The organism is Methylobacterium sp. R2-1, from assembly GCF_014191355.1.
GTDB lineage: Bacteria > Pseudomonadota > Alphaproteobacteria > Rhizobiales > Beijerinckiaceae > Methylobacterium.
Window position 1 is genome coordinate 136,815 of the sequence record NZ_JACHWM010000011.1, and the last position, 14,598, is coordinate 151,412.

12 protein-coding genes are annotated in these 14,598 nt (G+C 69.3%); 9 read left to right on the forward strand and 3 right to left on the reverse strand.

Annotated features, from left to right (window positions below; all coding sequences use genetic code 11):
* Window positions 1-12: 12 nt before the first annotated feature.
* From FHU13_RS16460 to FHU13_RS16500, 9 genes are all read left to right on the forward strand, one after another.
* Window positions 13-945 (forward strand): amino acid--[acyl-carrier-protein] ligase, encoded by a 933-nt coding sequence (locus FHU13_RS16460; RefSeq protein ID WP_183436930.1) that lies wholly within the window; start codon window positions 13-15, stop codon window positions 943-945.
* A gap of 23 nt (window positions 946-968) precedes the next feature.
* Window positions 969-1,925, forward strand: coding sequence for an alpha/beta hydrolase (locus FHU13_RS16465; protein ID WP_183436931.1), 957 nt, complete (start codon window positions 969-971; stop codon window positions 1,923-1,925).
* The gene (locus FHU13_RS16470; protein WP_183436932.1) at window positions 1,912-2,169 is read left to right on the forward strand and encodes an acyl carrier protein; all 258 of its coding nucleotides are present in this window, start codon (window positions 1,912-1,914) and stop codon (window positions 2,167-2,169) included. Before FHU13_RS16465 ends, FHU13_RS16470 begins: the two co-directional genes overlap by 14 nt.
* Window positions 2,170-2,174: 5 nt before the next feature.
* Entirely contained in the window at window positions 2,175-3,536 is a 1,362-nt protein-coding gene (locus FHU13_RS16475) for a class I adenylate-forming enzyme family protein (RefSeq protein WP_183436933.1), read from the forward strand.
* Window positions 3,533-4,291, forward strand: coding sequence for an SDR family NAD(P)-dependent oxidoreductase (locus FHU13_RS16480; protein WP_183436934.1), 759 nt, complete (start codon window positions 3,533-3,535; stop codon window positions 4,289-4,291). The genes FHU13_RS16475 and FHU13_RS16480 overlap by 4 nt, the downstream gene beginning before the upstream one ends.
* A gap of 294 nt (window positions 4,292-4,585) precedes the next feature.
* A complete protein-coding gene (locus FHU13_RS16485; RefSeq protein ID WP_409518510.1) occupies window positions 4,586-5,521 on the forward strand; it encodes a hypothetical protein in 936 nt (311 codons plus the stop codon).
* 245 nt (window positions 5,522-5,766) lie between these two features.
* Window positions 5,767-7,185 (forward strand): O-antigen ligase, encoded by a 1,419-nt coding sequence (locus tag FHU13_RS16490; RefSeq protein ID WP_183436936.1) that lies wholly within the window; start codon window positions 5,767-5,769, stop codon window positions 7,183-7,185.
* A 159-nt stretch (window positions 7,186-7,344) separates the two neighbouring features.
* On the forward strand, window positions 7,345-9,450 hold the full coding sequence (locus tag FHU13_RS16495; RefSeq protein WP_246714703.1) for a GumC family protein: 2,106 nt from the start codon (window positions 7,345-7,347) through the stop codon (window positions 9,448-9,450).
* Window positions 9,447-11,498, forward strand: coding sequence for a right-handed parallel beta-helix repeat-containing protein (locus FHU13_RS16500; RefSeq protein WP_183436938.1), 2,052 nt, complete (start codon window positions 9,447-9,449; stop codon window positions 11,496-11,498). Before FHU13_RS16495 ends, FHU13_RS16500 begins: the two co-directional genes overlap by 4 nt.
* Window positions 11,499-11,536: 38 nt before the next feature.
* On the opposite strand, the gene FHU13_RS16505 is transcribed toward FHU13_RS16500, so the two are convergent.
* The 3 genes from FHU13_RS16505 to FHU13_RS16515 form a co-directional block, all read right to left on the reverse strand.
* Entirely contained in the window at window positions 11,537-12,049 is a 513-nt protein-coding gene (locus FHU13_RS16505; protein ID WP_183436939.1) for a hypothetical protein, read from the reverse strand.
* A gap of 419 nt (window positions 12,050-12,468) precedes the next feature.
* Entirely contained in the window at window positions 12,469-13,656 is a 1,188-nt protein-coding gene (locus FHU13_RS16510; RefSeq protein ID WP_183436940.1) for a glycosyltransferase family 4 protein, read from the reverse strand.
* Between the two features lie 76 nt (window positions 13,657-13,732).
* Complete coding sequence (locus tag FHU13_RS16515) at window positions 13,733-14,587, reverse strand: polysaccharide deacetylase family protein (RefSeq protein WP_183436941.1); 855 nt, start codon at window positions 14,585-14,587, stop codon at window positions 13,733-13,735.
* Window positions 14,588-14,598: the final 11 nt, after the last annotated feature.

Sequence of the window (14,598 nt, forward strand, 5' to 3'; positions counted from 1 at the left end):
GGACTGCCCGCCATGAACATGCAAGTGATGAACGCGCCGGCCTCCCCGCCCGCGTCCGACCCGCTCGACGCTCTGTTCGACGCGATGTTCAAGCCGATGAACGCGCAGGGCGTCTACGCCCGCACCGGCACCTACGAGTCGGCGGTGGAGGCGCTCGCTGCCTTCATCTCGGCCCGGCGCGAAGACGGCACCGAAGTGTTCCGCTTCCCCCCGGTGATGAGCCGAGCGCATCTCGAGCGGCACGGCTACCTCAAGAGCTTTCCGAACCTTCTCGGCTGCGTCTCCTGCCTGGAAGGCAGCGAGGCAGAGATCCGCGCCTCGGCCGACAAACATCTGGAAGGCGGCGACTGGACCACCGGCCTCGAGACCGCTGACCTCGTGCTGACCCCGGCCGCCTGTTACCCGGTCTACCCGATCGCCGCCGCCCGCGGCACGGTGCCGTCCACCGGCTACCGCTTCGACGTCGCCTGCGACTGCTTCCGCCGCGAGCCCTCGCGCCATCTCGACCGACTGCAATCCTTTCGGATGCGCGAATACGTCCGCATCGGCACGCCGGAGCAGATCGTCGCCTTCCGCGAGAGCTGGATCGCGACCGCCGCTGCCATGGCCGACGAACTCGGCCTGCCCTACACGGTCGAGACCGCGAGCGATCCGTTCTTCGGACGGCTCGGCCAGATCATGGCCTTCAGCCAGCTCGAACAGGCCTTGAAGTTCGAGCTGCTGATCCCGCTCCGGGGGGCTGCTGCCGGCACCGCCTGCATGAGCTTCAACTATCACCGCGAGCATTTCGGCACGACCTGGGGCCTGAACCTGGAGGACGGCGAGCCCGCCCATACCGGCTGCGTCGCCTTCGGCATGGACCGCCTCGCAGTCGCTCTGTTCGCCACCCACGGTGAGAGCATCGACGCGTGGCCGGCCTCGGTCCGTTCGGCACTGAAGCTCTGACACGAAGCGCCTGGAGCCGTCCGATGCCGCTCGATCCGCATGTCAGCCGCTTCCTCGACATGATGGCGCTTGGGAACTCGGACGGCATCACCCTCGATGCCCGCCGGGAGGGGTTGCGTGGGCTCGCCCGTCTCGCCGGGCTGACGGCCGAGAACGTCACCACCCGCGATATCGTCCTGCCCGGTCCGGGCGGACCGCTCGTCCTCCGGCTCTACGCGCCCGACGGCAGCGCGGGCGGCCCCGGCCTCGTCTACCTGCATGGCGGCGGCCTCGTGACCGGCGATCTCGACACCCATGAAGGGATCTGCCGGGTGCTCGCCGAGGCTGGCGGCCTCCGGGTCGTCTCGGTCGATTACCGGCTCGCACCCGAGCACCCTTTCCCGGCCGCCTTCGATGACGCGCTGGCGGCGACGGACTGGGTCGCCGCGCGGGCGGATGAATTCGGGATCGATCCGGCACGGCTCGGCATCGGCGGCGATTCCGCTGGTGCCGGTCTCGCGGCACGGGTCTGCCAGGAGCGGCGCGGCGGCCCGATCCGGGCGCAGCTCCTGATCTGCCCGGTGCTCGACGTGCACGGGGCCTACCCCTCGCGCCGCGACTTCGCCCATGGATACTTCCTCGACGAGGCGACGATCCGGCGCGATCTCGCCGCCTGCGGGCCCGAGGCCGCCCCGCCGTCGCCCCGGCTCTCGCCCTTGCTCGAGGCGAACCTCGCCGGCCTGCCACCGGCTCGCATCCACACCGCGGAGTTCGACCCCGTCCGTGACGAGGGCGCGGCTTATGCCGAGCGCCTGGAGCGGGCGGGGGTGGAGGTCGTCCACTCCGGCCATGCCGGCATGATCCACTTCTTCTACGGCCTCGGGCGGCTGGTGCCGCGCGGCAAGCCGATCCTGTCCGACATCGCCCGCGACTTCGGCTCATGCCTGCGCCGCGCCCCGTTCCAACCCGCCTTTGAGGAGAGCTACCATGTCCCTGCGTGAGACCGTCTTTGCCGAGATCGCCGCCATCGCCGCCGAGCAGGAGAAGGCGATGCCGCCGATCACCGACGAGCTCGTGATGCTCGACACCGAGTTCGACTCGCTCTGCTTCGCCCTGCTCGTGGCGCGGATGGAGGATCTCACCGGCGCCGATCCGTTCAGCGAGATGGACGCGTCCGACCTGCCGGTGACGGTGGGCGACCTCGTCGCGCTCTACGACCGCGCCGCGACCCGGCAGGCGGCCTGACCCCGATGATCCTGCGCGAGAGACTTCTGGCGGCGGGCGGTCTCGACGGCCTGTTCCTGTCCGACCACCGCACCAAGAAAGATCTCGCCGGGATCGTCTCCGGCGAGCGTGAGCCCGCCGCGACCGCGGCGCTCGCCGGCCGCCGGGTGCTGCTCGCGGTCGGCGGGCAGATGGCGGCGGCCCGCGCCATGATCGCGCTCGACGGCCTCGCCGCCCGCCTTGCCCTCGTCCCCCCGAAGCTCGCGCCGGAGCACATCGCCCGGATCGCGTCGGATGCCGAAGCCGAGATCTGCGTCACCGATGCCGGGGGTCCTGCCCCCGACACGCTGGCGGGCCTGCCTTGCATCAGCGTGGACGACGCCAGCCGCGCCGCCGCGGAGACGCCGCGGGAGACCGAGTGGGCTTTGGCCACTTCCGGCACCACCGGCGCGCCGAAGCTCGTCGCCCACACCCTCGAAGGCTTGACCGGCGGCATCAACAAAGCCGCGGCGCCGGAGCCCGGCACCGTGTGGAGTACCTTCTACGACATCCGCCGCTACGGCGGATTGCAGGTCTTCCTGCGGGCGATGCTCGGGCCGTCCTCGCTCGTGCTCTCCGACGCGGGCGAGCCGGTGCGCGATTATCTGATCCGCGTCGGCGCGGCCGGCGTCACCCACATCCTCGGCACGCCGTCGCACTGGCGCCTCGCCCTGATGAGCGCGGCGCTGGACCGGCTCGCGCCACGCTACGTGCGGCTGTCGGGCGAGATCGCCGACCAGAACATTCTCGACGCCTTGCGAGCCGCCTTCCCTGAATCGCGGATCGCCCACGCCTATGCCTCGACCGAAGGCGGCGTCGGCTTCACCGTCGAGGACGGTCAGGAGGGCTTTCCCGCCTCGCTCATCGGGACGCGCGCCGGCATCGAGATCACCGTGCGCGAAGACAGCCTCTTCGTGCGTTCCCCCCGCACCGGCCGGCGCTATCTGGGTGCGACGTCCGAGGCGCTGATCGCCGAGGACGGCTTCATCGACACCGGCGACCTCGTGGAGCGTCGTGGCGAGCGCTACCACTTCCTCGGGCGTCGCAGCGGCGTGATCAATGTCGGCGGCGCCAAGGTGCAGCCGGAGGAGGTCGAGACCGTCATCAACGTCTTCCCCGGCGTGTCGATGTCCCGTGTCCGCGCCCGGCCCAACCCGATCCTCGGCGCCGTGGTCGAGGCCGAGGTAGTGCTGCGCGCCGATGCCGGTGAGGACCGCATCGCGATCAAGAAGGCGATCATCGCCCATTGCCGCCCGCGCTTGGCCGGCCACAAGGTTCCGGCGAGCGTGACGTTCGTGGATGCGCTGCCGATCACCTCGGGCGGCAAGCTGGTGCGGAGGGGCGCGTGAGCGACGATCTCAAGGAGGATCTCAAGACCGGGCGCCTCGTCGTCGTCACGGGAGCGAGCCGCGGCCTCGGCCTCGCCACCGCCGCGACGCTTGCCGCCGACGGGTTTCGCGTGGTCGCGCTCGCCCGGCGCCCGAGCGAGGCGCTGGAGGCGGCGCAAGAAGCTGCCGCCCCCGGCCGGATCACCTTCATGGCCGCCGATCTCGGCGAGATCGACGCGCTTCAGCCGCTCGCCCAAAAAATCCGGGCCGAGCACGGCCCGGTCTACGGCCTCGTCAACAATGCGGCCCTCGGCACGCCCGGCCTGCTTACGACGATGCCGGCCTCGAAAATCGCCGAACTCGTCCGCCTCAACACCCTCGCGCCGATGGTGCTGACCAAGTACCTCGCCCGCGGGATGATGACGGCCGGCGCCGGCCGCATCGTCAATGTCAGCTCGATCATCGCCTTCACCGGCTACAATGCGCTCTCGGTCTACGCAGCGACCAAGGCCTCGATGATCGGCTTCACCAAGTCGCTCGCCCGCGAGGTCGGGCGGCTCGGGGTCACCGTGAATGCGGTGGCGCCGGGTTTCATCGAGACGGCGATGACCGGCGAGATGGACGAGGTCGAGCGCGGACGCGTGGCCAACCGCAGCGCGCTCAAGCGGCTGGCCGAGCCGCAGGATGTAGCCGACGCCGTCGCCTACCTGATGTCGGACCGGGCCCGCAACGTCACCGGCACCGTGCTCACCATCGACGCCGGCAGCACCGCCTGAGATGGCCGTTCCTGCACAGAGTCGTCTCAGGTCAGGGCTCGACACGGCGGCTGATTTCAGCAAATCAGTATTCGCCCACAGTGATTCCTTCAAAAAAATCCGTTAAATCAATCGTCATGCGAGAACAACTGTTTCAGGGCGGCACTCTCCGCCCGGCATAGATTTCGCTCTATTTCGGGCACGTCCCAGCGCGGGACGAGAATGCGCCGGTCTCCATGGGTCGATCGCGTGGATCCATGGGGAGCATGGGTGGCGGACAGCGCGAAGAGCCGGAGGGAGCCGCCGATGGATGGGATGAACGACGCCTTGGTCAATGTCGCACCCGCGGGGGAGGGGCTTCGGTCTGCGCGGGTCAAGGTCCGCTGCCGCACCATCGAGGAGGGCGACCTCGATTCCATCGTGCGGCTTTTGCGGATCGGCTTTCCCGACCGCTCTGAGGCCTATTGGCGGACCGGGCTCGAACGGCACCGTATCCAGCCCCTGCCTGACGACGTGCCGCGCTACGGCTATGTGCTGGAACGGGACGGCGCCATCGTCGGTGTCCTGCTCGCGCTCTATCGGACGGTGACGGATGAGGCCGGCACGCATCTGCGCTGCAACCTGTCGAGCTGGTACGTGCTGCCGGAGTTCCGTGCACTCGGCACGCTGCTCGACGGCTTCGCCATGCGCGACCGCCGGGTGACCTACACCAACGTCTCGCCCGCGCCGCAGACGTGGCAGATGCACAAGGCGCGCGGCTTCAAGCCCGTTTGCTCGGGCCAGATGCTCGTCATGCCGCTGCTGGCCGGCCTCGGCCGCGGACGCCACGTCCGCGCAGCCAACACCGAGAGCCTGCGCCTGCTGCCGGAGCCGGAGGCCCGGCTGGTGGCCGACCACATCGCCTATGGCTGCATCGGCCTCGTCTGCTCGGACGGTGACAAGGCCTGGGCCGTCCTGTTCCAGCGGCGTGCCATCAAGCTGCGGCCGGGGGAGACCCGGTGGCCGCGCCTGCCCTGCCTCCAGCTCGTCTACCGCTCGACCGCCCTCGACCTGCCCGCTTTCCTCAGCGCGATCGGCCGGCATCTCATCCTGCACCACGCCATGCCGTGGTTCGTGCTCGATGCGGTGGGGAAGCTGCCGGGCCTCGTCGGGCACTTCTTCGACGGCCGGGCCCCGAAATATGCCCGCGGCCCCAACCCGCCGGCCACCGGCGACCTCACCTATACCGAGGTGGTCCTGTTCGGAGCTTAGAAAGCATTCCGACAAGTACGACAGCCGGCTTAACCGAAAGATTGGCCCGGAGATGCAGGGTCACAGGGTCGCGCACGGACCTGACAGCCCGAAAGACGCCATAAACCAAGACTCCACAGAGCCTTGGCGGGCACGGGATCGACGCGGCACGAGATCGGCTTCCTCCCCATCCGGCCAAGCTGAGGAGACGTCCGGGAGAACGGCCCGAGGAAACATCCCGAGGAACACCCGATGGAACCGCCGGAATGCTGAACCTCCTCTTGGTCGTCGCCGTGGTGGTCTGGTTCGCGCTGCTCTACCCGCTGGCGCGCCACCGCCTCGAGACCCGGATGGGACCGCTGAACGGTCCCGTGGCGGTTCCGTTCGCGCTGATGTCGGTCTTCGCGCTGCTGCCCCTCGTCTTCAACGTCCCGCGGGACGACGGCAACGCCGTGCTGGACCAGGGGCTGACGGCCTCCAACATCGCCCTCGTCGTCATGACCGGCTTGACCGGGCTCTATCTCGCCGCCCGCATCGCGGTCGACCGCCGCGTGTTGCTGGTGGCCTTCTCGATGCCGTACCTGCCGTTCACGCTGATGATCCTCGTGAACGGCGTCAGCACCGCATGGTCGGTCGTCCCGAGCTACACGGTCTACCGGACGGTCGAGCTGGCGATCTTCACCCTCGCCTCGATCCTGATCTTCGATCGCAGCGACATCGAGCGGCGGCTGGCCAACCTTTTCGCGCTGTTCACCGTCGTCTGGCTGGTCGCCACGACGCCGATCATCGTCGACAACCTCGCACATGGGATCGTCTTCTCATCGGCCAAACACAACCTGATGCCCTATCTCTGCGCCGCCCATGCCTTCCTCGTCATCTTCGACGACCGCATCCGGCACCGGGGCGCACACCTCCTGCTCGCCTTCGCCGGCTTCGTCATCGCCGGCTCGGCCGCGAGCACCGCCTCCCTCATTGCGGTGGTGCCGGGCCTCATGGTCGCGTCGCAGCACCGCCGGCTGCGGATCATCGGCTACACCGCCTTCACCGTGTACCTCGTCCTGTTCGTCGTGCTGATGGTCGGCCTGTCCGCCTTCCCGGGCCTGCTCGACGTGGTGTCGGTGGTGCTGCAGAAGCCGCCGGAGGAATTGGCCGACGCCACCGGCCGCGGCACCTTCTGGCCGGTCTTCATCGAAGCGACCAAGGACCGCTTCGTCGGTGCCGGCTACGCGGCCGGCGACCGCTTCATCCAGCTGCTGATCCCGACCACGGCTCTGGCCGAGACGCTGGCCCGGGACGCGGTGTTCATCTCGAGCTCGCACAACATGCTGCTGAGCGCCTGGGCCGGCACCGGCCTGATCGGGATCGGCCTCAGCGCGATGGTGCTGGGAACCGCGATCCGCTGGGGGATGAAGCTCGACCGCGCCGGGCGCCGCCTCATCGCCACCTGCGTCTTCTTCCTGATCCTCAACGGCATGACGACACCGGGCATCTTCCAGGACTGGAACATCAACGTCCTGACCTTCGTGGGACTGCTGGCCTATGCCCGCATCGGGGTCTTGCGCCGTGAGCCGGCGGGCGCGCTTGCGCCTGCGCTGGACGTCGCTCCCTTCGATTTTCGCCGGGCAGCGCCCGCGTGGCGCCCACCTGGCGGCTACGTGGCGCGCAATTTGAAGCATGAGCCCTGAACCGACAACCGGCCCGCGGCCGATGTCCCGAAACGGGAAGGATCAGCTTCGAGTGATCCGCTCCGGGACGGAGACGGCGGACCGGATCGATTGCAGCGGGTCGGCTGAACCCGCGGATGCTCTTTGTTCGAAAGTCTTGCGATGACGATGGTCGAGCGGATGCCTTCGCGATTCTTCGTCGGCGCCGAGCCGGGCAAGCCCGACGTGACGCCGGAACCCTGGTTCCTGGACCCGCGGGAGATCGGGCAGGCGCTGCGTGCGCGCTGGGCGCTCGTGCTGACCCCGGTGGTCCTGCTCCTGGTGGCCGCGGTGGCGTGGCTCGCCCTCGTGCCGCCCCTCTACGCCGCCGTGACGCAGATCCTGATCGATCCGCGCGGCATCCAGGTGGTCAAGGACGGTGTGACGCCCTCGGATCAAGCGAGCGATGCCAGCCTGCTCCTCGTGGACAGCCAGATCCGCGTCCTGATCTCCGACGACGTCCTGCGGCAGGTCGTGAGTCGCTTCAAGCTCGATCAGGATCCGGAATTCGTTCGCCCCGCCACGCTGCTGGAGACGGTCAAGAGCGGCCTGTCCTCTCTGCTCGGCGCTTCGGGCGGCGCCCCCGACGACACGCTCACCGCGTTGCGGGCCCTGCGCGAGCGGACCGCCGCGCGCCGCCTGGAGCGCAGCTTCGTGGTCGAGTTGTCCGTCACCAGCGAGGAGCGCCAAAAATCCGCCAACCTCGCCCAGGCGATCGCCGAGACCTACCTCACCACCGTCTCTCAGGCGCAGGCGCAGGTCACGCGCAAGGCCGGTGAGGCGGTGGCGAGCCGGCTCGGCGAGTTGCAGAACGACCTGCGCGAGGCCGAGGACAAGGCGCAGAAGTTCCGCGCCGCCAACAATCTCATCGGAACCCGCGGCCAGCTCGTCAGCGAGCAGGCCCTGACTCAGCTCAACCAGCAGCTCGGCGCCGCCCGTGCCCGGGCGGGCGAGCTGCGCGGGCGTCTCGCTCAGATCGAGGCAGTCGCCAATGGGCGGGCCGATCTCAACTCGGTGACCGAGATCGTCCAGTCCACGACCATCTCGCAGCTGCGCTCCCAGCTCGCCCAGATCGAGGCGGCCCGGGCCGATACGGTGTCCAATCTCGGGCCGCGCCACCCCACCCTGCGCACCGGCGAGCTGCAAGTGCAGACGCTGCGCAACGACATCAATGCCGAGATCCGGCGCATCGCCGCGGCCACCCGCAACGACTACCGCTCCGCGCTCGCCAACGAGGCGTCGCTCGCCGCCACCCTGGAGAGCCGCAAGAAGGAGGCTCTGTCCGTCGATAAGAGCTTCGTGCGCCTGCGCGAGCTGGAGCGTCAGGTCGAGGCGAGCCGCGCGGTCTACGAGGCCTTTCTCGTCCGCGCCCGCGAGCTTCAGGAGCAGCAGCGCCTCGACACCTCGACCTCGCGTATCATCTCGCCCGCTTCGCTGCCGGCGCGCCGGCTCGGCCCTCCCATCCCGGCGATTTTCGCGGCGGCGGTGGCGGCCGGTCTCGGCATCGGCGCCGCGCTCGCTCTCCTCGCCGTTCCGGCCGCGGGACGGATCGGTTCGCGCCGCCGGCTCCAGCAGCTCGCGGGGCTCCCGGTCATCGCGGCGCTGCCGGTCAGGGCGCGGACCAAGACGCGGGGCAGGGCCGGCGGCGAGGCCCTGCGCGCCGATACCGCCTACGACGTGGCCGTGGCGCGGCTCTGCAGCCGTCTCCAGCGCGACTTCGCGGCCACGCGGCCGGCGATCGTCCTCGTCACCTCGGCAGACGACCGGAGCGGCAAGTCGGAACTGGCGCGCAGCCTCGCCGCCTCGGCCGCGCTCGACGGCCAGCGTGTGCTCCTCGTCGATGCCGATCCGGAGGCGATGATCTCGCGCGATCTGCGAAGCACGGCCAAGCGCGGCGTCGCCGAGGTTCTGCGGACGCATTCCGGGCTCGGCGACGCCCTGGTGGAAGGGCCGACCGGGGTCAAGATCCTGCCCTTCGACGATGCGGCCCTGAGCCTTGGCACCGGCGCCTATACCGGCGCGATCCTGACGACGGCTTCGTCCTTCGACGCGGTCTTCATGGATATCGGGCTGATCGGCACCGACATCGCCGCCGAGCGCCTCGCGCAGGATCAGCGCTTCCCCGCCCTGCTGCTGACGGCGAGCGCGGCCCGCAGCGGCGTCACGCGGCTGCGGCGGGCCCTCGACGCCATCGGCCGTGATCCGCGCGTGCATCTCGTCATGACCGATGCGGACGCCGAGGCGTGAGCCTCGGGCCGTTCCGGACGAGAGCCGCGTTCCTCGCGGCCGCCTTCTTCGCCGTCTTCGCCTGCCTGCCCGATCTCGGCTTTGCCGCGGAGGCTCGCGGTGAGGCCGGATCGCTCGTAGTCCTGCGGGTCGCCCCCACCGGAGCAACCGGCACCGGTCGAGAGACCCGCTTCGCGGACCTGCCGCAGGCCCTCGCCCGCGTGGCGGCCCTGCGCCGGCAGGGGGAGAAGCGCACGATCGTCGTGGATTTGGAGCCCGGCACGCACCGGATCGTCGCCCCCGTGCGGATCGGCCCCGAACATTCCGGCGCGGCCGAGGCGCCGCTGATCCTGCGCGGCGCGGCCGATGGATCGAGCCGGCTCGTCGGCAGCGTGCCCCTGGCGTCCGCGCCACTGCCGCCGCGCCTGCGCGAGCGGCTGCCCGCGGCCGCGCGCGAGGTGGTGCGGGCCTATCGTTTGCCGGATGCTCTGCGCCGGGAGCCGGCCTTCCGCGCGCCGCGGCGCTTGCGCGAGACGCATCCGCGGGTCACCGAGATCTTCGATGCGGGCGGCGCCCTACGGCCGGCGCAATGGCCGAATCTCGGGGTCAATTCCGGCTGGGCGACGGTCGCCACCGCCGGGGCGGGCGGCCTGGACTTCGCTCTCAAGGACGCGCCGCCTCTGCCCGATCTGACTCGGGAGCGCGAGCTGTGGGCTGAGGGCTTCTGGCAATGGGACTGGCTCCTGGAGACGCTGCCCGTCGCGCAGGTCGATCAGCGCCGCCGCCGACTCGAATTGGAGGCACCACCCTACGAGGGGATCCGCGAGGGCGCCCGGATACGGCTGGTTCACGCCCTCGCTGCCCTCGATGAGGCCGGCGAATGGTGGCGCGACCGCGAGAGCGGCCTGCTTCTCGCTTGGCCCTCCCCCGGGGCAGGCGATCTGGAAGCGAGCCTCGCCGAGACACTGATTCGGGCGGACGGCGCTCGGCACCTGCGCATCGAGCGGCTTCGGCTGGAGCGCGCCCGCGGTGACCTGTTCGTCGCCCGAGGCGGGGAGGATATCGAGATCAGGGCAAGCGATCTGGCCTGGGCCGCGGGCCGCGCGGCGGTGTTCGAGGATGTGTCCGGAGGCGGCCTCTCCGGTAGCACGATCCACGACATCGGCGCGAGCGCGGTCCGCCTCGTCGGCGGCGACCGCGCCACCTTCCGGCCCGGCGGTCTGTTCGTGCGCGATTCCCGCTTCACCCGCTTCTCGCGGCTGACCCGCACCCAGAGTTCCGCGATCGAACTCGACGGCGTCGGCGCAGAGGCAAGCGGAAACCTCATCACCGACGCGGCCGGCTACGCGGTCTACCTGCGCGGCAACGACCATGTCTTCCGCCGCAACGAGGTGGCCCGGCTCATCCACGGCCTGAGCGACACCGGTGCGATCTACGCGGGACGCGACTTCACTGCCCGCGGCTCGATCATCGAGGACAATTACGTCCACGACATCCGCACCGATCCGGGGAGGGAAGTGAAGGGCGTCTACCTCGACGACATGGCGAGCGGCTTCACCATTCAGCGCAACCTGTTCGTCGACGTCCAGCAGCCGGTCTTCATCGGCGGCGGCAGCGACAACATCGTCACCCGCAACCTCTTCGTCACCTCGAGCCCGATGGTCGCCCTCGACGCGCGTGGACTGACCTGGATGAAGTCGGCGCTGAATGAGCCGGATTCGGAGTTCCGCGCCGCCTTCGCCGCGATGCCGCTCGATTCGCCGCCCTGGCGGATGCGCTACCCGAAGCTCGCGGAGGCGCTCTCCGACGAGCCGGGCGTGGCGCGCAACAATCAGATCGTCGACAACATCGCCATCGCCGGCGACGGGCTTGCCCTCACCGACAAGGCCGAGGCGGGACGGCAGATCATCCTGTTCAACACCCGCCTCGACGGTCCGCCCCCGAAATCCGGCGACCTCGAAGCGCTGACCCGCTTCGCTGCCGACCGCCGCATCGCTCTCGGCCTCGACCTATTGAAGCTGCGACGGGATGGGCTGCCGGCCTCGCCGTTCACGGATGCGCGTCGCTGACGCGCTTGCCGCGGTATCGCCCAAACCGCGCTGAGGCCTCAGGCGACCTTGGACGGCACCTCAGTGAGAGTCGAAAACTCGCTGACGATCGCTTCGTGGACCTGCTTCAGCCAGTCCTCGGCAATGCGTGCTCGCTCCTCGGCAGCTTCCGCCCGCTCTTCCGCCGCTCGGATACGCTGCTCAGCCTGAGCCTGCACGTTGGCCGCTCTGGTTTCGGCGGCCCGAACTCGCTCGCTGGCCAACTTGATGTCTTCGCGAACCCGCTCCAGCAGCTCGTGCACCCGCTGCTCTTGCTCCTGGGCCTGCGCTTCGACTTCGCGGGTCCGGTGAGCGGCGGCCCGCACGCGTTCGATCAGGTTCGCCCAATCCTGCGAGGACGAGGGCGCCGCAACGGAGACGCTCGTATCGGCATCCGTTTGAACGAGACGCAGGATACTCGTCAGGCTATCGGCCGGCTTCGGAACATCTTGAGGTAGGACAGGCATATTTTGAGACTCGGAGCGATCAAAATCAAGCGGACGCTCCCAGCGCATCTTCTTGACAATGTCCATTTTGAAAAGCTTCCAGCGAGACATGGAGGCACGGCGGATACATGCGGGCGAGGTATGTTCCGCAACAACACAATCATGCAGGATAATCAGCCGACGCAAGACAATTTTTTAAGGATAAAATTGCTACGTTTACCTTCCGACAAAATGTTGTAAAAATATCACGAATATGATCTATGCAGCTTTCCGCGAAATGACAGATCTAGTTTCTCTGTCTTGGCCGTCCGGCTGTGGTGACATCGCGGACCGAGGCTAACGACCACATCTCAATTGCGACACGACCAGCCGTATCAACTATCACCGCGTTCGAAATTAGATATCTGCGCCCGCTTTTGTAGCCACTGATTGGAATCGATGTCTTCGGCGGCCGCAGGTGAGGTCGGGTGCGCTTCCTGCAAATATCCCCGGAACCAGGGTCGTCATCAGCGGCGCCCCACCAAGAAAGGCTCAAGAACGTCGAGATAGCCCGCGACGGCCGCCTCCGACGTGAAATGCGGGAGCGCGCGCGCCGCCGCGCTTCGCAGTTCCTGCCGGCGGGCTTCGTCCTCAAGGAGCCGCAGGGTCGCCGCGATCCAATCCGCCACCACCATCGGCCGCACCTCACCGCAGGCATGGGCTTCGAGCAGGCCACGGGCCACGCCGGAATGGGGCGAGGCCAGCACCGGCGTTCCGCTCTGGAGCGCCTCCTGCACCACGATTCCCCACACGTCGCCGCGACTCGGGAACAGGAAGAGTCTCGCCGAGGCGTAGACCTCGGGCAGCGCGTCCTGGCTCAGGAAGCCGTCGAAGCGGGCGGAGAGGCCGGCCTGCGCGAAGCACGCCTCCATCTCCGCTCGCAGCGGCCCGTCGCCTGCGACCCGGACTGACAGGCGCCGGCCGCGGTCACGGCAGCCGAGCACCACGTCGGTGAAGAAGCGTGCGCCCTTCACCTCCTCGTTCAGCATTCCGCAGAACAGGAGGTCGTAGGGCCGCGCGGCGTCGGGCGGGGGCGGAGCGGGCGGCGTCCAGGCCGGGAAGAGCGGGCTCAGGACGAAGCGTTCGGGCGGCAGCCCGTAGCGAGCGAGCACGGCGCCGCTGTCCTTGCTCGGTCCGATCCCGGCGGCAGCCCCGGAGACGATGGCGCGGCGCAGCCAGCGATGCGGGGCCGAGCGTTGGCCGGGATCGGTCTCGGGCACTCCGTCGGTGCGGATCAGGGTGGGGACCTGCCGCAGGCGGGCGGCTCCGGCGGCGAACAGCATGGTCGGCGAGAAGTCATTGAGCACCACCGCCGCCGGGCGGAGAGCGACGAGCCGTGGCACCACCGCCGGGTTGACGTAGAGGTTGCGGATCGAGGAGCGGTGCCAGCGCAAGCCCGGCAGCACCGCGTGCCGGTAGAAGCGCGGCGGCGGTATCACCCATTGCCGTGCGCTCTCGCGCGGCGTGCAGGACAGGACATGCAGGGCCCGCCCGTCACGGCCGGCGAGCCGCTCCGCCAAACGCTCGTAGAGGACGTGCGTGTAGGGCGCGAGCGCCCCGGTGACCACGACGACCGGCCATGAACCCGGATCATCGCCGGGATCACCGCCGGGATCATCGGGGAGGATGTCGGATGGCCTCGCACCGGCTGGCATGGATGGGCGACCTCGGGTCAGGAGCTGCGCTCGAACCGACCCGGCGCCGCCGCCCAGCGATAGTCCCGAAATCTTCTCAAGCCGTTCCTATCGCCGTTCCCCTTGCCGCCCCCTTCGCCCGCCAGCTCGTCTTCCGGCCGCCCATCAAGGCCTCGAAATCGGAGACCGGCCAGTGCGGCTCGACCACGTGACGGGGCATCGCGGGAAAGTCCGCGGCGCTTAGGGCCCGGCCCCGCCGTGTGGTGAAGAAGGTCTGGTAGCCGCTCTCCAGGGCCAGCGCCGGGTCGAGCTCCGGGTCGAAATCGTGGCGGGCCACGCCCCAAGGACAGGCGAAGTGGCGGATCTCCCGGCCGATGAGAGCGGCGAGGTCGCGTCGCGAGCGGGCGATCTCGTCGGCGACCACCGTGCGGCCGAGCCGGCTCAGGCGCCGATGGGTGGCGGTATGCGATCCGATGTCGAGGCCGTCCGCGCACCAGGCCGCCACCTCGGCCCGGTTCATGTAGAGGCGCCCGCTCGGGGAGAGCGATGTCGCCCGATCCAGGCCGGGTGGCGTGTCCGGTGGCGCATCGATCCAGTCGCTGACCAGGAAGACAATCCCCGGAATGCCGAGAGCCTTCAGAACGGGCCGCGCCACCTCGAACGTGTCGGCGTAGCCGTCGTCGAAGGTGATGAGGAAGGCCCGCTCACCGGTCGGCCAACCCGCGGCGAGACGCTCGATCGCCCCGTCGGCATCGATGAAGTCTCCGTGCCGACCGAGATGACGCAGTTGCGCGGCGAAATGATCCTGCTGGTCTTCCGGCACCTGATGGTAGCACAGGGTGTAGAGGCCGGCTTCGGCACGGGCCAGGGACTTGAACAGGGCGCCGCCACGCAGGGCAAGCGCGCGCAGGGCCGGTACTCGGCGCAACGTCGTCTTGACCGAGTGCTTCATCCCTGCCCCAT

Coding starts and splice junctions, on each gene's coding strand:
- FHU13_RS16460 (WP_183436930.1), top strand. CDS start 13: ATGAACATGCAAGTGATGAACGCGCCGGCCTCCCCGCCCGCGTCCGAC.
- FHU13_RS16485 (WP_409518510.1), top strand. CDS start 4,586: ATGAACGACGCCTTGGTCAATGTCGCACCCGCGGGGGAGGGGCTTCGG.
- FHU13_RS16470 (WP_183436932.1), top strand. CDS start 1,912: ATGTCCCTGCGTGAGACCGTCTTTGCCGAGATCGCCGCCATCGCCGCC.
- FHU13_RS16475 (WP_183436933.1), top strand. CDS start 2,175: ATGATCCTGCGCGAGAGACTTCTGGCGGCGGGCGGTCTCGACGGCCTG.
- FHU13_RS16465 (WP_183436931.1), top strand. CDS start 969: ATGCCGCTCGATCCGCATGTCAGCCGCTTCCTCGACATGATGGCGCTT.
- FHU13_RS16495 (WP_246714703.1), top strand. CDS start 7,345: ATGCCTTCGCGATTCTTCGTCGGCGCCGAGCCGGGCAAGCCCGACGTG.
- FHU13_RS16510 (WP_183436940.1), bottom strand. CDS start 13,656: ATGCCAGCCGGTGCGAGGCCATCCGACATCCTCCCCGATGATCCCGGC.
- FHU13_RS16490 (WP_183436936.1), top strand. CDS start 5,767: ATGCTGAACCTCCTCTTGGTCGTCGCCGTGGTGGTCTGGTTCGCGCTG.
- FHU13_RS16515 (WP_183436941.1), bottom strand. CDS start 14,587: ATGAAGCACTCGGTCAAGACGACGTTGCGCCGAGTACCGGCCCTGCGC.
- FHU13_RS16505 (WP_183436939.1), bottom strand. CDS start 12,049: ATGGACATTGTCAAGAAGATGCGCTGGGAGCGTCCGCTTGATTTTGAT.